Origin of the sequence: Microcoleus sp. Pol1C5, assembly GCF_036701115.1 — a bacterium.
GTDB lineage: Bacteria > Cyanobacteriota > Cyanobacteriia > Cyanobacteriales > Microcoleaceae > Microcoleus.
This window is the reverse complement of sequence record NZ_JAUBQE010000031.1, coordinates 72,383-94,066: the sequence shown is the minus strand read 5'-3', so window position 1 is coordinate 94,066 and position 21,684 is coordinate 72,383. Positions and strand designations below refer to the sequence as shown.

The following is a 21,684-nucleotide window of genomic DNA, read 5'->3' as shown; positions in this document are numbered from 1 at the left end:
CGCGTCGCCATCCTCAACATCCTGTGTTCCCAAGCTGCAATTTCCTTACAGAACGCCCGACTGTATCAGCAATCCCAGGAGTATGCCCAAAAACTAGAGCTTTATCTTCACGATCTCAAACAGATGCAACTGCAACTGGTGCAGAGTGAGAAGATGTCTGCTCTCGGCAATCTGGTGGCAGGGGTGGCTCACGAAATTAACAATCCGGTCGGCTTCATTGCCGGCAACCTTGAACCAGCCCAAGAATACGTGGGGGATTTATTCCACTTGATCGAGCTCTATCAAGAAAAGTTTCCCCATCCGGGAGTGGAAATTGAATCAGAAATTGAGGAGATGGACTTGGAGTATTTGCGAGAAGATTTGCCGAAATTGATTGGCTCGATGCAGGAGGGAGTCGAGCGCATCCGCAATATCAGTACGAGTTTGAGAACGTTTTCTAGGGCAGATAGCGATCGACCAGGTTCTTTCAATATTCATGATGGACTTGAAAGCACTCTGCTAATTCTCAAGCACCGTTTAAAAGCCAGCGAGTTCCGCCCTGCAATTGAAGTTGTGAAAGAGTATGGTAACTTGCCCCTAGTGAAATGCTTTCCCGGACAATTGAACCAGGTATTTATGAACATACTGGCTAATGCCATTGACGCTCTGGAGGAGTCAAATAAGGGGCGGAGTTTTAGTGAAATTAAAGCCTTACCTAATCAAATCACGGTTCAAACTGCTCTGAGCGAAGACAACAATCAGGTTTTGATTCGCATTAAGGATAATGGAGTGGGGATGTCAGCCGAAGTCAAGGAAAACATCTTTAACCACTTATTTACAACCAAACCCGTGGGTCAAGGAACTGGATTAGGATTGTCTATAGCCCACCAAATTGTTGTGGAAAAACATGGAGGTACGTTACTCGTGCATTCTTCTTTGGGGCAGGGTTCGGAGTTTGTGATTTCTATTCCGGGGTGAGCAGTTTGTAGTAGGGCTTTAGCGCAATTAGCACCGTTTAGTAAGAAGAAACATACGGATATTCCGGGTTTCTAGATACCGATGCGTTTAGAAGTGAAAGTGTGAGTTTTAAGCTGTGAAACGTAATTTGTTTGATTGGCGTCTAATATTGTCAGTTTCGATTTTACCCGTACTGGTGATCGCCCCGTCTTTAGTCTTGAATCAACCCGCAAGAGCACAAGAGGGGGAGAGGGCTGCGCTGATTCATGCTTCGAGATCCCGCCAGGGAATGAATTCCCTGGCTGATAGCGAAAGTCGGTTAAAAACGACTGAAATATTGAGCCATAGTTCTCTTGAGAGAACTTTAACTATGAGACAGGGGTTTCAACCCCTGTCGGACTCTAGGCTTTTGGCTCAATCTGTACCGCCATCTTCGATAATTAGACAAGGCCGCCAAGTTTCTCTAAACGGTCGCATTCTGCCTCTAGTTTGGACTCACCAGCCGGCAAACAGCACTTCTGGGAATTTCCGAACTTGGATTGCTGATGTTGGATTGATGCAAAGTGCGGGAGTGGATTTGCTTAGCAGCGCCGACAGTGCCAAACAACCGGTGCAGTGGTTTTCGGTATCTTTAACCGGCGCTCAAAGCTTAGCAGCGCGGGCAACAGGCTCGTATCGTTACTTAGATGTTACCGATTTTGCTAGACTTGCGGGCTGGGAGATCTCTGCCGATGGGAATCTTCTAAAAATTACCTCTCAAACTGCAAGTGTTACCGGAATTCGGCAAGCAGAAATAGAATCTGGCGATCGCATTGTTGTAGATCTCGATCGCCCCGCCCCTTGGCAAGTCAACTTTGTCAATATGCCAAGCCCGTCGCCGACACCCACACCCAACCCCCCGGACGACCCCACAAAGCCCGCTATCCTACCGAGAGCCCCCGCAGCGCCAAACCTCGAAACACCAGACGACCCGACCAAACCCACTCTCCCGCTGCAAATAACGCCCGCAGCGCCGATCGCTGGTCAAGAATGGTCGATCGCGATCGATGCCCAAGTCGCTCCCGCCTTACTTCAGGGCAATTTTCAAACCAGCAAACAATTGCTATCACTAAAAGTCGAACCTGACGGCGCTCAAACTAAAGTCAAAGTGAAGATTCCTTTAGGTTGGCGGCCGCAAGTTTTCAGCCTGGGAAATCCCAACCGATTAGTTATCGACATTCGGCCAGATTCGTTAGTAGAAAAAAACATTATTTGGGCTCCAGGTGTGCAGTGGCGGCAGCAGTATCAAAATTTAGGAACTGCTCGTTTTCCAGTAGTTTGGTTAGAAGTTGATCCGCGTCAATCCGGTGTAAAAATTCGACCAATTCTCACCAATCCGCCTGCCGATCAAGGCACTGCACCTTTATTGCAAACAGCAGAAGTTTCTGGTGCGGTTGCGGCGATTAATGCAGGTTTTTTCAATCGAATTAATCGCTTAGCTTTAGGGGCAATTCGGCGGCAAAATAAATGGCTTTCCGGGCCGATCTTGAACCGGGGAGCGCTCGCCTGGAACGATGAGGGAGAATTTGCGATCGATCGTTTGACTTTGCAAGAAACTTTGATAACTCCGGCAAATCAATTTTTGCCTGTTTCTTATCTCAATAGCGCCTACGTCCAATCGGGAATCGGTCGCTACACTCCTGATTGGGGAACAACTTATACTCCGCTGTCCGGCAATGAAATAGTTGTGACAGTTGCTGACGAGCGAGTTGTCAGCCAATCCCCCGGAGGTGCGCCGGGAACAACAAGTTTTCCCATTCCAGCTAACGGTTATATTTTGGCTTTGCGTTCCGATTTTTCGCCTGCGTCTCAATTCACTCCCGGTACATTATTGCGTTTAGAAACTAACACTTTTCCTGCTGATTTTAACCGTTTTCCTTACATTCTTGGCGGCGGGCCGGTGTTGGTACAAAACAGTCAAGTTGTGCTGGATGCGAAGGCGGAAGGGTTTAGTGATGCGTATGTTAGACAGACAGCAATTAGAAGTGCGATCGGGCGAAATGCTGCGGGGAATTTGCTGATTGTAGCCGTGCACAATCGCGCGGGCGGGGCGGGGCCAAATTTCGCAGAACTGGCGCAGATATTGCAGCAAATGGGTGCTGTGGAGGCTTTAAATTTAGATGGGGGAAGTTCGACGAGTTTGTATTTAGGAGGTAGTTTGCTCGATCGACCTCCGTCAACTGCTGCGAGAGTTCATAATGCGATCGGTATTTTCATTCAACCATAAACCGTAACCTTAAATTGTAAGGTGCGTCCGTGTGAGTTATCGTCTCAACAATCTAGAATCTCCGCACTGACGCACCCTAAAAACTCTTGTTCCCCCCCTTGCTAAGGGGGGGAGTAGAAGTTTTTATAATCCAAAATCGCAAATCGAGCGGCTTGTTTGTATGTGATGATAACGGGATATTCCCCGCGAAATTTGGAGGGTCAAGATTCGTTTTTGGCGGTTTTACAAAATGATGCAGTTCCTGTGCGCGATCGCACTTATGCGATTTCTCAAGCGCTAGCCACCGTTATCGATCGCGCTTTAATTGACAATCCTGATATTTATTATAAAAGTGCGGCTGAATTTAAACAAGCCCTATTCAATAGTATATCGTAAATTATGGTTCGACTACCAATAGGTTTTCAGAAACCCGGTTTCTTCAAAAAACCGGGTTTTTTGGTATTCTCAATCTGCCATCACAGACAACACATACTCTCCTTGATTTACTGACTGATTTGTCGAAACATCAAAAATGAAGCCCTCCGACTCAGCACCAACATCAACCAAACTGGGAAATTCCCCATTCTTATTAAAGCTAAGAATTTGATAAAGCCGATCGCCCTTTTTGACATAACTCCCCAATTGCACTCGATTTTGTATCATCCCGCCCCCGGGCGCGTAGTATTTGACAACTGAATTCTTGGGGGTGAAAATAACTTGATGCGCCGCTGTTTCCGAGAGAGGAAATCCATCTAGTTTCAATAAACCCTTACTTGCTAAGTAATTTTTGATTCCCCGCAAGCCATTCGCGATCGACTGGGGATTCATTTCCATCCCCGAACCTAATTCTAAAGTCCAAGCTTCCACGTCAAATTGGATCGCACTTCCCAACTCGGCCAAACTCTTCTCCAAAGCCAGCCAAGGCTTGAGAAACGCCTCGTCAAAAGCATCGCCGTCGTACTCGTTCATCAAGATTGCACGATCGAGCAAAAAAGCTTTCGCACTCTCCTCGCGAGAATTAAAACAGTAAAGGTAATCTAAACTTTGATTCGTAGAACTGTGCAAGTCCAGCACATAGTCAGCATCCAAACACAAAGATTGTAGCTGATATCGGTAAAGTTCGCTGTAGGGGCCGCAACTAGGAGCGTTAAGTTTTGCTAACTCTTTAGCAAAACTCAAAGCAATCGCTTTTCTGTAATTAACTTTGACAGTATCGGCATCGAGATGGATATGAGACTTAGCAAAACCTAGAATATCTTCCCCTTGTTTTTCAAAATCCCAGAAAATCCGGTTCCAATTTACTCCATCATAAAGATTGTAGCGACCAGGAGAAAAATGGTGCGATCGCTGGCTGACACCCACAGGATTGCAAACCGGAACTAGCCAAATTTCCCCGATTAACTGACTGCTGTCCAAAGACCTTAAAAACTCAATTAATTGGTAAATCACAGCATTACCGCTAATCTCAGCGCCGTGGAGGTTAGATTGGAGATAAGCTTTTTTGCCGGGAATCGCACCTTGGAACTGATAGACTTGCAGTGAAAGCCGATCGCCCGAAGCAAGCTGCACCACAGGAATAGTCGAAATAACTGGAATCATAGAGAAGGAAACGGGGAATTGGGAATTGGGAATTGGGAATTGGGCATGGGGCATGGGGCATGAGCCAAACAGGTAACTGGTAATTGGTAATTGTTACTAATGACTAATGACTAATGACAACTGCCAACAGACTTATTCCTTCCTAGCCGATTTGGTGGCGAAGGTTTAAAATCAATACAGTCCTCTGCTGACTTGCTTTCAGCAAGATTTAAGCATACTTATCCTGCAACCTTATAATAATCCTTGTGCCAGACACTGCCCAGAACCGCCCAGAGCTGGATCTGAAGACCATATTTCCATTCGAGCTAGATAACTTTCAGAGAGAGGCGATCGCCGCCCTCGATGCAGGTAAATCGGTTGTCGTGTGTGCTCCCACAGGCTCTGGGAAAACGTTAATCGGGGAATACGCCATCCATCAAGCACTCTCCAGGGGGCGGCGCGTCTTCTATACCACTCCCCTCAAAGCACTCTCTAACCAAAAGCTGCGCGACTTCCGCAGTCAATTTGGAGACGACAATGTAGGTTTGCTCACGGGCGACATCTCCGTCAATCGAGATGCGCCGATTTTGGTGATGACTACCGAAATATTTCGGAATATGCTCTACGGTACGCCGATCGGAGAAGTCGGTACTTCCCTCACCGGAGTCGAAACCGTGGTGCTCGACGAGTGTCACTACATGAACGATCGCCAGCGCGGTACCGTCTGGGAAGAATCCATCATCTACTGTTCCAGCGAAATTCAACTGCTCGCCCTCTCAGCAACCGTTGCCAATAGCGAGCAACTCACAGACTGGATTAACAAAGTCCACGGGCCCACAGAGCTCGTCTACTCAGACTTTCGGCCAGTGCCGCTGCAATTCCACTTCGCCAACCAAAAAGGGATATTTCCCCTGCTAGACGAGACCGGCAAAAGAGCGAATGTCCGGTTAGTCCCCAAAAAGAAGCAGCAAAAAGTAGAAAGAGGCAGCATCCCCACCCCGAGTTTGACCGATGTTTTGGCCCGGTTGGACGATCGAGATATGCTACCAGCAATTTACTTCATCTTCAGCCGTCGCGGGTGCGACCAAGCAGTCGCAGAAGTCGGCAATTTCTCCCTGGTTAACGAAGCCGAAACAGCCGAACTCAAACGCATCATTGACGATTTTTTACAGCGAAACCCAGAAGCAGAACGCTTCGGTCAAAAAGAAGCTCTTTTAAAAGGCATCGCCGCCCACCACGCAGGCATTTTGCCCGCTTGGAAAGGTTTAGTAGAAGAACTCTTTGGCAGAGGTTTGATTAAAGTCGTATTTGCCACCGAAACCCTAGCAGCCGGGATTAATATGCCCGCCCGCACCACAGTCATTTCCACCCTGTCCAAGCGCACCGACAAGGGACACCGACTGCTAAACGCTTCAGAATTCCTGCAAATGGCCGGTCGGGCTGGTCGGCGGGGCATGGACAAGCTGGGGCACGTCGTCGCAGTTCAGACGCGCTTTGAAGGCGCAAAAGAAGCCTCTTATTTGGCAACAGCCAAAGCCGACCCCCTCGCCAGTCAGTTTACTCCCAGCTACGGCATGGTGCTGAATTTGCTGCAAACTCACACTCTCGACGAAGCTCAAGAGTTGGTAGAGCGGAGTTTTGGTCAATACCTGTCTACCTTGTACTTGCAGCCGCAGCAAGAAGAATTAGACCGATTGCAAACAGAATTGGCGGTGCTCGAACAGTCCCTGGCGGCCGGAGGAAATGTCTCCACCCTGGAAAAAGAGCTCGCCCATTACGAAAAATTGCAGGCAAGACTCAAAGAAGACAAACGTTTGCTCAAAATTCTCTTGCAGCAAGCTGAAGAAGCCAGATTTAAGGAGATGTCCGTAGCTGTGGCTTTTGCAGTGCTCGGCACGGTTATGAGTCTCAAAGGCAAGCACGTTCCGACAGCCAAACGATCGCACACAAATCCTGTACCCGCCGTATTGGTTGCCAAAATCGCAGGTTCTGGCCAAGCACCAAATTTGGTGTGCTTGGGCAAAGATAACCGCTGGTATGTCGTCGCCATTAGCGATGTCGCTACCCTGCACGCCGAATTACCTCGCTTGAGTGTTGCAGATACCTTGAACCCGCCGTCGGAAATGCCCCTGAGACTCGGCCAGTGCCGCTTGGGAAATGAAGAAACTGCTTCAATTGCTGCATCGATCCCGCAATTGCCGGCACCGGAACCGAGCCCAGAGGCGATCGAGCAACAGCAGAAAATCGCAGCCCTAGAAGCTAAGCTAGAAATTCACCCGGTTCTAGAATGGGGAAATCCCGGTACTTTGCTCAAACGCCAGCGCCGCCGGGAAGAATTGAAAAAAGAAATCCGCAAAAGCGAACAAGAGTTAGAAAAGCAGCGAGCTCGCTACTGGGAGCAATTTCTCAATTTAATTGACATCTTGCTGAATTTCGGCTGCTTGGAAAGAGTAGTTTCGGCAACTGGAAACCGAGATGACTCCTCCGACAGGTTGGTGCCCACAGTCTTGGGCCAAGCTTGCGCCGCCATTCGCGGCGATAACGAACTGTGGCTGGGTTTGTCCCTGATGTCTGCAGAGTTTGACGAACTCGACCCCCACCACCTCGCTGCTGCTTGCGCGGCCTTAGTTACAGAAGTTTCCAGACCGGACAGTTGGACTCACTACTCGCTGTCGCCAGAAGTTTTGGCACCTTTGGACAATCTGCAAAAAGGTTTGCGCCGCCGATTGTTTCAAGTGCAGTACCGTCACGAAGCTGCGATCCCGATTTGGCTGGAACGGGATTTAGTGACTTTGGTCGAACAGTGGGCTCTGGGCGTTGAATGGCTGGAACTGATTAGCCATACGAGTTTGGATGAAGGGGATGTGGTGCGGATTTTGCGCCGGACTTTGGATTTCTTGTCTCAGATTCCTCACGTTCCTCACGTCTCGGATTCTTTGCGGAGGAATGCTTGTCGGGCGATGCAGTTAATCGATCGATTCCCGGTGAATGAAGCTGCAACGCCAGAAAATTAGTTGACTGTTGGCTGTTGGCTGTTGGCTGTCCCGCATCTAAATTGTATTTTTGGTTTTTCAACCCAAATGCACGCAGATTTTAATCTAAAATCGTTTGCGGTTGCATAGATATTGTTCAAATGTCCAAACAGTCAACACTCAACAGTCAACTGTCAACTGTCATCAGGACTACACCCAGATTTAAATCTAAAATCCAAAATCTAAAATCCAAAATCTAAAATCGCTCGATCGCACTTTTTCCTGATTCAGGTTGCAGGGCAGGATAGAAAATTGTATGGTGCGGATCGATCGCTCTTAATTGTAATTGAATTTTTCTCAAGCGGTGTGGTGAGTAATTCTCATATTTATGCAACAAATCAATAAGCCCGATCAAATGCCTGATGCCTGCTCCCAGGCTCAAAAAATTCGCTTTTTCACTTTCTTGCAAAGAGTCTTAATTGGAACTGTAGCGAGTACATTACTCAATCTCTTCATCCTATTTCCCTCTCCGAGTTTTGCAGAAGTAGTTCTGGGCGTTGTTCGCAGTTCCGAGAATTCTCCCGACTGGGTGAAGATTACGACGCGCCTCTGGGAAAGCGGCATTGCTTACAAACCAATCAATCTCGAAGAAATCAAAAATGTGGCGGATTTAGCAGGCGTTAACGTGCTGTTTTTGCCCAACATTGAAACTTTGAGTCCGGCGCAAATTAAAGTTTTAGAAGCTTGGGCCTCCCAGGGCGGCCGCTTGATTGCTTCGGGCCCCGTCGGCCGCAGTTCTCCGGCATTGGTGCGCCAATCCTTGCGATCGCTCCTTGGGGCCTATTGGGCTTTTCCGTTAACCCAGCCGGCAACCCCGCAACCGCGCAGCCGGTGTCGAGATATTGCTTGCACTACTTCTAGCAGTTGGGTGCCACCAGAAGAAAAAAATGCCTCAGTCCAAGGCGGTGTCTTGATCCCGGCTGATGCGAACAGTCAAACTATTGCTACTTGGAAAGATAGTTCCGGTTCCTCCGCAGCCATCGCAACGGATCGCGCTACCTACCTCGGCTGGCGCTGGGGTAGCGACGGTTCGGGAAATGTAGATAAGGCTTGGCTGCAAGCCTCGATCGCTCGCTGGGGAGGCACGATCGCTTCTGGGCCAGTAGCGCCGCCCACTGCTGCCGCGACCCCACTGCCAAGTCCCCCCTCAAGAGTCACTAGAAACAGCCCTAGTTCGCCGCGTACTACCCCGCTGAGCCGACTTTCTCCATCGGGTGCGCTTCCCGATCCAGTTCCTGCAACTTTTACAGATCCTTCGGATCAGTCGGCACCGCCGGGCTTGGACGTGCAGGCAAATTCCAATAAGCCGATCGTCAGCATTGAAGCGTACTTGATGCGCCAAGAACTCACTAACCTCCTCGGCCGGTTTGAAAGCGCCCTGACAGCATCTAATTCAGCCAATACCGCCGTCAATCTCAATGCTGCTACCACCCCTCAACTGGTGGCTGCAGAACAGGGGGGCGGCGGCCCGGCAGCCAGTCGCTTGACTATTCTGCAAGCGAGCAGGACGGGGGCGATCGCCCAAGCGCGGCAGGTTTTGCAAACTTTTGACCAACTCCTGCAACAGCAAAACTACGCGGAGGCTAGAAAGCAGTGGGTGGAAGCGCGGCAGTTGCTGTGGCAAAATTACCCGAAGGAAGGACAGCGGGTTGGGGCGGAAATTCGGGCGGTTTGGCTCGATCGGGGTACGATCGTCGCAGCGCGATCTGAACAGGGTTTGGCGGCAGTGTTCGATCGGCTCGCCGCCGCCGGTATCAATACCGTTTTCTTTGAAACTTTGAATGCCGGATATACGATTTATCCCAGTCAAGTTGCACCGCAACAAAATCCCCTAACAGTTGGCTGGGACCCGCTGGCATCTGCGGTTAAATTAGCTCACGAGCGAGGCATGGAACTGCACGCTTGGGTTTGGGTTTTTGCCACAGGAAATAAGCGCCACAATACTTTAATTGGCCAGCCTAGTTCTTATCCCGGTCCGGTACTTTCCGCTCATCCACAGTGGGCGAATATTGACAATAAAGGACGCACGCAAAATCCTAACGATGGTAAATTTTATATCGACCCGGCGAACCCGGAAGCGCGTAATTATTTGCTGCGAATTGTCAGCGAAATTGCCAACAACTACAAAGTAGATGGGGTGCAATTAGACTATATTCGCTATCCTTTTCAAGATGACAATGCGAATTTTACTTACGGTTACGGTATTGCTGCTAGGCAGCAATTTAGGCAGTTGACTGGTGCAGATCCGGTGAATATTTCCCCCAGGGACGGCAGTTTGTGGCGCCAGTGGGTTGAGTTTAAAACTAATCAAATTAATAGTTTTGTAGCTGAAGTTTCTCAGCTTTTGCGGCAGAATTATCCGCGCACAATTCTTTCTGTGGCGGTGTTTCCGCACCCGGAAAGTCAGCGGATTTACAAAATCCAGCAAAATTGGGAAGTTTGGGCTCGTCAGGGCATTGTAGATTTGATTGTGCCGATGACTTACGCTTTGGATACGAACAGACTTCAGCGCATCACCGAACCGCTGGTAAAGGAACAAATGCTTGGTTCGGCTTTGATTTCTCCATCGGTTAAGTTGTTGACTCTCCCGGAAGTTGTGGCGATCGACCAAATTCAAGCTTTGCGCGATTTGCCGACAGGGGGCTATGCTATTTTTGCGGTGGAAAGTATCAGCAGCGGGATGCAGGGGTTTTTTAACCGCACTCAAGGCACGCCAGTGCGTTCCACTTCTGCTGCGGAGCCGATTCCTTACCGACAGCCGTTTGCAGCGGCTGCTTCGCGCTATACTGCTCTCAAGCAGGAATGGAGTTTTTTGTTGGCTAACAATCAGTTGCGGATGTCGGAATCTGAGCTGAAAGTTTTGCAAAGTCGAGCGGATGAATTGGCGCAAGCTTTGAACAAGTTGGCGGCAAATCCTTCTACGGAAAGTTTAGCCACTGCTAAAAGATTGTTGGGGAGTTTTCAATTTCAATTTCAATCTTCGATGCGCTTGCATTCTGCGGAAAATAGCTATCAGGTGCAAACTTGGCAAAATCGTTTGGAGAGTTTGGATATGCTTTTACGTTACGGCGAAAGGATGGAGTTGAATCGCAGGTAAATACAGATTTTTTGGGTGTGTGCTGCTGTGGATAGTGCGATCGTGCTAACATTTGGGCGATCGTACTCTAATTAATAAAACTTACGCACCTACTAAGATTTTGTGTGATGGCGAACGTAGGGAAACACTCTCAAAGCCTTGATTTAACGCTCTTGAGTGCGTAAGCCCTGATTAAGTTAGTTCGCGATGCCAGGGGTAATCCTCACCTTGGTTTTTTCACAGCAATACTTCGTTCGATCCTGCAGATACAGTAAAAAACCCAGTGGTTGAGCGAAGCCGAAACCCGCTGTCTGGGGTCGGAGTGCGATCGCAAACTGTAAGTTTGTAAGTAGGTCATTGCAAAATAACCATAGTATCTTATCAGGGAGGGTTTAGTTAAGATCCACGATCAAAGCGAGTAGATGAGTGCTCTCACCCGCCCAAACCATGTAATGTTTATTTGTACCTACTGAGTGACGACGGAAGTCCTTAAAACTCTTAAAGGTCAAATTCAAATAATTTGACCATGAGTGATTAGCCGGATTTGATATTACTCGCTCGCCTCTCGCTCCAAGATTTTAACACCTACTAATTTCAACTGCCAATTTTAATTACTTTTAGGATGAATATGTTTCCTAAACCCCTCAATCGTTTGGCTACAAAATTTATCGGCAAAGCTCCATTACAAACGGTGCTAGTCGTTCCTTTTTTAGTGCAAATTGTCGGCACGGTAGGAGTTGTAGGTTGGCTATCTTTCCAAAACGGTCAGCGGGCAGTCAACGAGGTTGCCGCTCAGTTGCGGGGAGAAATTAGCGATCGCATCAAAGACCGCATGGAAAATTATATGTCAATTCCCCACATTGTCAATCACCTGAACGTTCAAGGCATAAAATTGGGGCAGTTAAACCTAGAAGACAACCAAAAACTAGAACATCATTTCCTAGAACAAATTCAATATTTTGATTCTATCAGCATCATTTACACAGGTAAAGAAAATGGAGAACATTCGGGAGCAATCCGCACTAAAGAGCGGACTTTGATATCGGCTGCCGACAGCTCTACTGGCAATAAATTAGCTCGGTATACTGCTGACTCTCAGGGAAACCGCGTTCAATTAGTCCAAATTTCACCCAATACTTACGACCCGCGAACTCGCCCTTGGTACATAGCTGCGGCTGCGGCAAAAAAAACTATTTGGACTCCAATTTATACAGATTTTTTGACGAGGGAACTGGCAATTACTGCTGCTTTGCCTATCTACGACGACGCTGGTAAATTGTTAGGCGTAGCTGGCAGCGATTTGCTGTTTTCTCGAATCAAAGAATTTCTCGTCAGCCTCAAAATTGGCAAATCGGGACAAACTTTTGTCATGGAGCGATCGGGGATGTTAATTGCCACTTCAACGGCGAGTCCAGAATTCGTGGTGGAAGGTAAAGAAACAAGGCGCATTAAAGCTTCAGAAAGCGAGAATCCGGTAATTAGCCAAACTGCACAATATTTAGATAAATCCTACAATAGCTTAGCTAAAATCAATAATTCTCAACAACTTACTTTTGATATTGATGGCAAGCGAAATTTTATTCAGGTAGCTCCTTTTAAAGACGATCGAGGGTTGGATTGGCTGATTGTAGTAGTTGTACCAGAGTCTGACTTTATGGAGCAAATTAACCTCAATACGCGCACGACTTTTTTACTGTCGCTTGCAGCTTTGATGGGGGCGACAATCCTGGGGATTCTTACTGCTAAATGGGTAGTTCAGCCGATTTTAAGATTGAATGCGGCAGCGAAAGCTTTGGCGCGGAACGAATGGGATACAAAGCTCACTCTGAATCGCGAAGATGAACTCGGAGAACTTGCCACTGCTTTTAACAGCATGGCCGAGCAATTGCAGCATTCATTTACTTCTCTGTCGGAAAGCGAAAACCGAGTAAAACAATTCTTCAATGCAGTACCGCTAGGGATTTTCATTGCAGAACCCAACGGTCAACCTCACTACATTAATCCTACCGGAGAGCAACTTTTATCTCAAGGAATTGTACCAGTAGATTCAGAAACTTTACGTCAATCCTACCGAGTTTATTTAGCTGGAACTCAGGAAATTTACCCGGCGGAACGCGACCCACTTTTAAATGCTTTGCAGGGGAAAAGTGTAACTGTTGATGACATTGAAATCTCCTCGACTGACACAACTGTTCCCCTGCAAGTTTGGGGAACTCCTATTTATGACGCTCATGGAAATATTATCTACGGGATGTGTGCTTTTCAAGATATTACTGAACGCAAACTAGCGGAGAAAGTATTAAAGGAATACAATGACAATTTAGCAGTGCAAGTTGCAGAACGTACCGCCGATCTTGCCAAGGCCAAAGAAAAGTTTTCTAAAGCTTTTCGTTTAAGTCCTAATGCAATTACTCTGACTAGAATTAGCGATGGTCGCCACATAGAAGCCAATGAGAGCTTTTGTCGGATGATGGGGTACAGTCACGAAGAAATCATTGGAAAGACAGCGGTAGAACTCAATTTTTGGGCGAGTTTAGCAGAGCGCGATCGCATGATTCTAATGTTAAAAAATAAAACGGCTCTTCACAATTATGAGCTGAGATTTCGCAATAAAAATGGTACAGAAAGAACGGCACTGCTGTCGATAGAAACCATCGATATTGACGGAGAAGCTTGTTTTTTGTCGATTTCTAGCGATATTACCGAGCGCCAACAAGCAGAAACTGCCCTCCGGGAAGCAGAAGAAAAGTACCGCAACATTTATGAAAATGCTTTGAATGGAATTTTTCAAACTGCTATTGACGGGAAATACATCAGCGCTAACCCCGCTTTAGCTAACATCTACGGTTACGACTCGCCTGCTGATTTAATAGCAGCACAGCCGAATTTCCATAACCAGCTTTACGTGAAACCCAACCGCCGCGACGAATTTGCAGCGCTGATGACCGAGTACGGGATACTATCAAACTTTGAATCGGAAATTTACCGCAAAGATGGCAGTATAATCTGGATTTCGGAAAATTGTCGCGCTGTCTGCGATGAAGCAGGAAATCTACTTTACTACGAAGGTTTTATTAAAGACATTACTGATAACAAACAAGCGGAAATCAAAATGCAGCAGGCGAAAGAAGCGGCCGAAGCAGCAAACAAAGCGAAGAGTACCTTTCTCGCCAATATGAGTCACGAATTGCGATCGCCCCTGAACGCGGTTATCGGTTTTGCTCAAGTCATGATCCGCAGTAAAAGTTTGTCTCAGGAAAATCAAGAAGATGTCGGAATTATCCTGCGGAGTGGCGAACATTTACTGGCTTTAATTAACCAAGTTTTAGACTTATCAAAAATCGAAGCCGCACGAACGACGATTAATGAAAAAAGCTTCGATTTGTACCAACTAATCGACGATTTAGAAGATATGTTTGCTCTCAGAGCTGAGCAAAAAGGTTTGCAATTAATCTTCGACAGAGACGCAGAAGTTCCCCATTACATTTGTACGGATGAAGTTAAATTGCGGCAAGTCTTAATTAATTTGCTCAATAATGCAATTAAATTTACTTCAGAAGGGGGAGTGTCGGTGCAAGTCAAAGGGGGAAAGCGGAATATACATAAAAAAAGCACTGACCAATTACCCGGTCGCTACTGGCTGCATTTTGAAGTTCAAGATACTGGTGCAGGCATTGCTGCTGAGGAAATCCATCAGTTGTTTGAAGCATTCGTGCAGACGAAAACAGGTAAAGATTCTCAGGAAGGAACGGGTTTAGGTTTAGCTATTAGCCGCCAGTTCGTGCAATTAATGGGAGGTGAAATTACTGTTAGCAGCGAGATCGGAAAGGGTGCAGTATTTCAGTTTGACATCCAAGTTCATCTGGTTGAAGCTAGTGATATTGAAAGCAAAAAAACTCAACGTCGAGTTGTTGCCCTGGAACCGAATCAACCGAGTTATCGCTTGCTAATTGTGGACGACAAACCTTTGAATCGCCAACTGTTAGTAAAACTTCTCAGTCCACTCGGATTTGAGTTGAGAGAAGCAAATAACGGTAAAGAAGCGGTTGATATTTTTATGGAGTGGGAACCGCATCTGATTTGGATGGACATGAGAATGCCTGTCATGGACGGCTATGAGGCAACGAAACAGATTAAAACTACAACTGGCGGGCAAGCAACGGCGATTGTTGCCCTAACTGCTAGCGTTTTGGAGGAAGAACGGGCGGTGATTCTTTCGGCGGGTTGCGATGATTTTATGCGGAAACCGTTCCGCGAGGAGGATATCTTTGTGGCAATGGGAAAACATTTAGGAGTACGCTATATTTATGAAGATTCAACCGCAGTAAGTGCCGCAGGTGTAGAGGAGTCAAGTCAGGAGGTGCTGACACCGGAGGCTTTTGCCTCTCTTTCTCCAGACTGGATGGCCCAATTCAAGCAAAGTATTTTGAGTGTGGACATGGAGGCGATCGCAAATTCGATCGCACAAATCGGCACTGTCAATCCCTCTCTTGCGGGCAAGCTTCAAGATTGCATTAATAATTTTGAATATGACAGAATTTTGAACATAATCGAACTCAGCGAAAAACAGTAAATACCAGATGATTTCAACTTTACCTAAAACCAATCGAGCTAATATTTTAGTAGTGGACGATACACCAGAAAACCTGCGGCTGCTGGCCGGAATTTTGAGCGAAAAAGGCTATCAAGTTCGCCCCGTACCCAATGGCAAGCTAGCATTGTCTGCTGCTCAAAAAATACCCCCAGATATAGTGCTGCTGGATATTCTGATGCCAGAAATGGACGGCTATCAAGTTTGTCAGCAACTCAAAGCTTCTGAAATTACCAAAGACATTCCTGTTATTTTTATTAGTGCGATTAATGACGTGCTGGATAAAGTTAAAGCTTTTGCAGTGGGCGGAGTTGACTTTATTACTAAACCGTTTCAAGTTGAAGAAGTTTTAGCCCGGATAGAAACTCATTTAAAAATTTGTTCACTGCAACAAACTTTGCAAGAGAAAAATCAAGATTTAGCAATGGCGCTCCACCAACTGCAAGCCACCCAAGATCATTTGATTCAATCGGAAAAAATGGCAGCCTTGGGACAACTGATTGCCGGCATTGCCCACGAAATCAATACCCCCCTGGGCATTATAGGTTCCTCTATTAATAATATAGCTAATTTTTCCGACGAGTTTTTAGAAAAATTTCCTGAAATTTATCAAAAACTTTCTGACGAAAGCAAAGCTTATTTTTTAGCTTTACTTTACAGAAGCACCCATCAAAAAGTTTTATTCACAAGCAGAGAGAAACGCAAATTTAAGCAGCAGTTGGCGGCGGATTTGATGGCAGAATCTGTTGAAAATGCCGAGGAAATTGCGGATACTTTAGTTGACATGGAAATCTACGAAAAAATAGAAGAGTTCTTGCCGCTTTTTAAATCCCCCGATTGGCAAGTAGTTTTAAATAGTGCTTACCAGTTTGCAAGCTTTAAAAAAAGTATTAGCCTGATCCAAAGAGCAACAGCGAAGTCTGGGAAAGTAGTATTTGCCTTAAAAACCTACGCTCATTTTGATAGCAAACCAGAAAAAGTCCAGGCGAACTTGCATGATGGCATTGAAACGGTGTTAACCCTTTATCAAAATCAACTGAAACATGGTATAGAAGTAATTAAAAACTATGGAGATTTACCCAAAATTATGTGCTATCCCGATGACTTAAATCAAGTTTGGACGAATCTCGTTCATAATGCCCTGCAAGCAATGGATTATAAAGGTATTTTGACGATTGAAACTCGGCAGCAAGAAGCAAATATTTTCCTCAAGTTTACTGATAACGGCAAAGGTATTCCCTCAGAAGTTATGCCCAAAATTTTTCAGCCGTTTTTTACGACTAAATCTGCGGGCGAAGGTAGCGGTTTGGGATTGGATATTGTGAGAAAAATTGTGGAAAAACACGAAGGCACAATTGCTGTAGATTCTGTACCGGGGCAGACAACTTTTACAGTCTCGCTGCCTATTTATTAAACAAAACTTACCTGCAAGGTGGCAGATTCCCGGTGACACCCGTCGCTGTCTCGCTGACAAATACAAGATTTATTGCCAGAAACCGGGCCGATCTTCGGAAGTCCTATTAAAATAAGATAGGCGGCAGATATCCTGCATCTTTGCCGGAAATCAATGTAAAAGCAATTCATGTCAGTAAACCTACTACAATTTAAGCAGAGAGGAAAAGATGAATAAGCCTGTAATTCTTTGCGTTGATGATGAACCGGATATCTTGAATACTCTCAAGATGCAGCTAAAAAATGAATTTAAAAATAATTACTTTTATGAATTAGCTGAAAGTGGTGATGAAGCCTTAGATTTACTGGAGGACTTTCAAGAAAAAACTCAGGTGATTGTGGTTGTTTCTGATTGGCTGATGCCGGGAATTAAAGGTGACGAACTTTTAATTAAAGTTCACCAAAAATATCCTAAAATTATTAAGGTGATGTTGACGGGACAAGCGGATGCAGCGGCTGTTCAGCGGGCAGTAGAAGAAGCAGATTTATACTGTTGTTTGTACAAACCCTGGCAAAGCAAAGACTTAATAGAGACTATAAAATCTGGGCTGGCTAAGTTATGAAAAAACCTGTGATTGTTTGTATTGATGATGAACCTGACGTTTTGAATAGTTTAAAGATTGAACTGAAAAAGGCGATCGGCGATCGGTGTATAATTGAAACCGCTGAAGGGGGGGCTGATGCTTTAGAGTTGCTGGCTGATTTGCAGGCAGATGAATACGAGATTGCGTTGGTGCTTTCCGATTATATCATGCCCGATATTAAAGGAGATGAACTGCTCAGAAGAATTCACGAAAGCTCGCCGGAGACGCTGACCATTATGCTAACGGGGCAAGCAGATTTGGAAGCCCTAAGTAATGCTATTAAGTATGCTAAATTGTACCGTTATATTCCTAAACCTTGGCAAAATGAAGACTTAAAATTAACTGTAGTAGAAGCAGTTCACAGTTATTTGCAAGATCAAAAGTTAACAGATGAAATTTATAAGCGCCAAGAAGTAAACGAGGAGTTAAAGCTAGTAAATGAGGCGCTGTCTGCGAGTGAAAGCCGCCTGAGTCAATTTTTAGAAGCTTTGCCAATGGGGGTATCTGTTTATCATCCCGATGGCTCGATCGCCTATTTTAACCAGGCAGCGCGGGATTTGCTGGGTGCAGACACTATCCCGGAAAGCACTGCGGAACAATTAGCTGCCACTTATAAACTTTATGTTGCCAATACTGATGAGCTGTACCCGCCGGATAATCTGCCAATTTTGCGCGCACTGAAAGGAGAATCTGTCAAGGTTGACGATGTAGAAATCCGTCAAGATGGCAAAAGAATTGCGATCGAGATCAATACCACGCCGATTTTTGACGCTAGCGGAAATATTGTTTATGCGATCGCAGCTTTTCAAGATATTAGCGATCGCAAACAAGCCGAAAAAATACTAGCAGAATACCACCACACCTTAGAAGCCCAAATTGATGAACGCACAGAACAACTGCAACAAGCCGCATTAGCTGCTGAAGCAGCAAACAAAGCTAAAAGCACGTTTCTAGCCAATATGAGCCACGAGTTACGCACTCCTCTCAATTCTATACTCGGCTTTGCACAAATCATGGAACCCAGCCCGGATCTTACTGTCGAAAACCGAGAAAATATGAGAATTATTCGCCGTAGTGGCGAACACTTGCTCAGCTTGATCAATGAAGTCTTAGACTTGTCAAAAATCGAAGCAGGGCGGATGACACTCAATCCCACAGACTTCGACCTCTACCGCTTGCTTGACGATTTGCAAGATATGTTTCAACTGCGGGTTGAGAATCAAGAATTGCAGTTGCGTTTTCAGCGCGATGCTGACGTTCCTCAGTACGTGCGAACCGATGATATTAAACTGCGACAAGTGCTGATTAATCTTCTGAGTAATGCGATTAACTTTACGCAAACAGGCGAAATTATTTTAAGAGTTATAAAGTTAGAAAAATCGGGATTTCTGGATTTATTGGATAGTCCCACAGCTTGCTTTGATACCACCAGAAGTATTCGGGATTTTTCGAGAACTAGCAGTGATTTCGCAACGGTTCGATGGAGGGATGAGGCTGAGGATTTAACTGTGCCTGGTTTTTTCCTTCTGTTTGAAATTCAAGATACAGGAGTTGGCATGGCTCCGGAAGAATTGGGCAATATTTTTAAGGCTTTTGTGCAAACATCTTCCGGTATAAAAAATCAGAAAGGTACGGGTTTAGGATTGAAGATCAGCCGTCAGTTTGTCCGCCTGATGGGGGGAGAAATTGTTGTAGAAAGTCAACTGGAACTCGGCACCACTTTTAAATTTGAAATTCCAGTCGGTGCCGTTTATACTGCTGAGCTTCCAGATCCGCAACTTAACCGCGAAGTTAGTGGGTTGGAGCCCAATCAACTGTGCTACCGGATTTTAATTGTGGACGATCGCGAAGACAACCGCCAACTTTTAGTCAAAATGCTTTCTCCTTTAGGTTTCGGGGTGGAACAAGCCACCAACGGCCAGGAAGCAATAGAAATGTGGGAAAATTGGCATCCGCATTTAATTTTGATGGATGTGCGAATGCCAGTGATGGACGGCTACGAAGCTACTAAACAAATTAAGGCTAGAATCAAGCAGAGAGAGCAAGAGCAGCAAAGAAATGGGGAAATGAATATTTTCCACGCCGACTGCCCGATTCCGAAGATTATTGCTTTGACAGCTAGTACAATTGAAGGAAAGCGATCGTTTGCTTTATTGGTCGGCTGCGACGATTTTATTAGCAAACCTTTCCGCAAAACAGATATATTTGATACCCTCAGCAAACATTTGGGGGTGAAGTATGTCTACTCTAACTCAACGGACTCGATCTCTATAGGCGATCGAAATAATTTATCTGGCTCCCTCCCTAATGCTGCGCTTGCTTATTTATCTACACTTCCCGCAGAATGGATAGACAACTTGAAGCAGGTAATCCGCAGTGCTGATTTTGACTTAATTGTCAGGACAATCGACGAAATAAGGGAGCCTCATCCTGAATTGGCGGAAATCCTCCAGGGTCATCTCGATAATTTTGATTACCAGAAAATTCTCAATTTAATTGCCGAGGCGGAGGAATCAGATAATGCAGATGAAGGCGGAACAAACTGAAAACTATCAAGCAGATATTTTAGTAGTTGACGATACGCCAGATAATCTGCGTTTGTTGATTAGAATTTTGCAAAAAAATGGCTATAAAGTTCGCCCTGTTACTAATGGTTTTTCGGCGTTAGATGCTATTCAATCTAGCGCACCAGATTTGATTTTACTCGATATTATGATGCCGGATATTGACGGCTACGAACTATGTAAAAAATTAAAATCACAATCGCAATTTAGGGAAATTCCCATCATTTTTCTCAGCGCTTTAGAAGAAGGAATAAATAAAGCAAGAGCTTTTGAAGTGGGCGGAGCCGATTATATCACCAAACCTTTTCAGGTGAAAGAAGTATTGGCGCGAGTGAGCAATCAACTTACTGTGCGTTCATTGCAAATGCAATTGCAAGAAAAAAATCAAAAATTGACCGCTCAAAATATCCAGTTGCACCAGGAAATCGCTGAACGCCACCAGGTGGAAATGGAAACAAGATTGCTGCTTCAAGCCACTCAAGCTATTAGCAAATCTGAGGATTTTGAGTCGGCTATAGATGTAATTTTAGGTTTAATTTGCCAAACTATTGAATGGAATTTGGGCGAAGCTTGGATTCCTTGCAGTGAGGGGTTTTTAAAATGCGCTACAGGCAGGTACGTCAGCGACTTGAGTTTTGCCGAATTCCGACAAACAAGTTGGCAGTTAATTTTTGCTCCCGGTGTGGGATTCCCAGGCAGGATTTGGCAGTCGCAGGAATCTGAATGGATCGATGATGTTTCTACCGCACCGGAACAAGTTTTTTTACGCGCGGAAATTGCGGTTAGTGTGGGATTGAAAGCGGCTTTTGGGGTGCCAATATTGGCGGACAACCAAGTGTTAGCTATTTTGATTTTTTATCGCAAAAAAGTTCTGAAATGTCAGCCACGCTTGTTGGAATTAGTGAGCGCGGTTGCTACGCAGCTCGGTTCGTTGATTCAGCGGAAACAAGCTGAAGCAGCGCTGAAAGTGCAGCAAGAACAAACCGAGAAATTGCTGCTGAATATTTTACCGAAACCTATTGCGGAGCGCTTGCAAAAAGAGCAAAAGTTGATAGCGGAGCATTTTGATGAGGTGAGCGTCTTGTTTGCTGATTTAGTGGGTTTTACAGAGTTTTCTGCTCACAAAAGTCCGACGCAGTTGGTAGAAATTTTGAACGGGATTTTCTCGGAGTTCGATAGGTTGTCTGAATTGCACGGGTTGGAAAAGATTAAGACGATTGGGGATGCTTACATGGTGGTTGGGGGTTTGCCGACGCCGCGGGAGGATCACTCTGAGGCGATCGCACTTTTAGCTTTGGAGATGCAGGCAGCTTTGAGGAGGTTTAATGCCAAAATGGGAGAAAATTTTCAATTGAGGCTCGGAATTGACAGCGGTTCGGTAGTGGCTGGAATTATTGGAATTAGTAAATTTAGCTATGATTTGTGGGGGGATACTGTTAATGTTGCTTCACGCATGGAGTCTAACGGATTGCCTGGTAAAATTCAAGTAACGGCGGCGACTTACGAGCGTTTGAAAGAGCAGTTTGTTTTGGAAGAACGGGGTCATATCCCGATTAAAGGTAAAGGAAGAATGCTGACTTACTGGTTAATTGAAGAACAAAAAAAATCTTTTTAATTTTTTGATGT

General features: G+C 45.7%; 11 protein-coding genes. 10 read left to right on the top strand and 1 reads right to left on the bottom strand.

Annotation, left to right across the window (positions count from 1 at the left end):
• The 3 genes from QUA23_RS18330 to QUA23_RS18320 all read left to right on the top strand — a co-directional run.
• A partial coding sequence (locus QUA23_RS18330; protein ID WP_333110455.1) for an ATP-binding protein occupies positions 1–957 on the top strand: 957 nt, incomplete at its 5' end.
• A 115-nt stretch (positions 958–1,072) separates the two neighbouring features.
• The gene (locus tag QUA23_RS18325; protein ID WP_333077522.1) at positions 1,073–3,202 is read left to right on the top strand and encodes a phosphodiester glycosidase family protein; all 2,130 of its coding nucleotides are present in this window, start codon (positions 1,073–1,075) and stop codon (positions 3,200–3,202) included.
• 165 nt (positions 3,203–3,367) lie between these two features.
• Positions 3,368–3,577: a hypothetical protein gene (locus QUA23_RS18320; protein ID WP_445243503.1), complete on the top strand. Its 210-nt coding sequence runs from the start codon at positions 3,368–3,370 to the stop codon at positions 3,575–3,577.
• Between the two features lie 69 nt (positions 3,578–3,646).
• Here the strand turns inward: QUA23_RS18320 and QUA23_RS18315 are convergent, their stop codons facing one another.
• A complete protein-coding gene (locus QUA23_RS18315) occupies positions 3,647–4,780 on the bottom strand; it encodes a succinylglutamate desuccinylase/aspartoacylase family protein (RefSeq protein WP_333077519.1) in 1,134 nt (377 codons plus the stop codon).
• 245 nt (positions 4,781–5,025) lie between these two features.
• Between QUA23_RS18315 and QUA23_RS18310 the strand changes: the two genes are divergently transcribed.
• From QUA23_RS18310 to QUA23_RS18280, 7 genes are all read left to right on the top strand, one after another.
• Positions 5,026–7,773: a DEAD/DEAH box helicase gene (locus QUA23_RS18310; protein WP_333077518.1), complete on the top strand. Its 2,748-nt coding sequence runs from the start codon at positions 5,026–5,028 to the stop codon at positions 7,771–7,773.
• 373 nt (positions 7,774–8,146) lie between these two features.
• Entirely contained in the window at positions 8,147–10,888 is a 2,742-nt protein-coding gene (locus tag QUA23_RS18305; RefSeq protein ID WP_445243502.1) for a family 10 glycosylhydrolase, read from the top strand.
• Between the two features lie 607 nt (positions 10,889–11,495).
• Complete coding sequence (locus QUA23_RS18300; RefSeq protein WP_333077515.1) at positions 11,496–15,440, top strand: PAS domain S-box protein; 3,945 nt, start codon at positions 11,496–11,498, stop codon at positions 15,438–15,440.
• A 7-nt stretch (positions 15,441–15,447) separates the two neighbouring features.
• Positions 15,448–16,872 carry a response regulator gene (locus QUA23_RS18295; RefSeq protein WP_333077514.1) on the top strand — a complete coding sequence of 475 codons (1,425 nt, stop codon included), beginning with the start codon at positions 15,448–15,450 and terminating at the stop codon, positions 16,870–16,872.
• 208 nt (positions 16,873–17,080) lie between these two features.
• The gene (locus tag QUA23_RS18290) at positions 17,081–17,473 is read left to right on the top strand and encodes a response regulator (RefSeq protein ID WP_333077513.1); all 393 of its coding nucleotides are present in this window, start codon (positions 17,081–17,083) and stop codon (positions 17,471–17,473) included.
• The gene (locus QUA23_RS18285) at positions 17,470–20,040 is read left to right on the top strand and encodes a response regulator (RefSeq protein ID WP_333077512.1); all 2,571 of its coding nucleotides are present in this window, start codon (positions 17,470–17,472) and stop codon (positions 20,038–20,040) included. Before QUA23_RS18290 ends, QUA23_RS18285 begins: the two co-directional genes overlap by 4 nt.
• Positions 20,015–21,673: an adenylate/guanylate cyclase domain-containing protein gene (locus tag QUA23_RS18280; protein WP_333077510.1), complete on the top strand. Its 1,659-nt coding sequence runs from the start codon at positions 20,015–20,017 to the stop codon at positions 21,671–21,673. Before QUA23_RS18285 ends, QUA23_RS18280 begins: the two co-directional genes overlap by 26 nt.
• Positions 21,674–21,684: the final 11 nt, after the last annotated feature.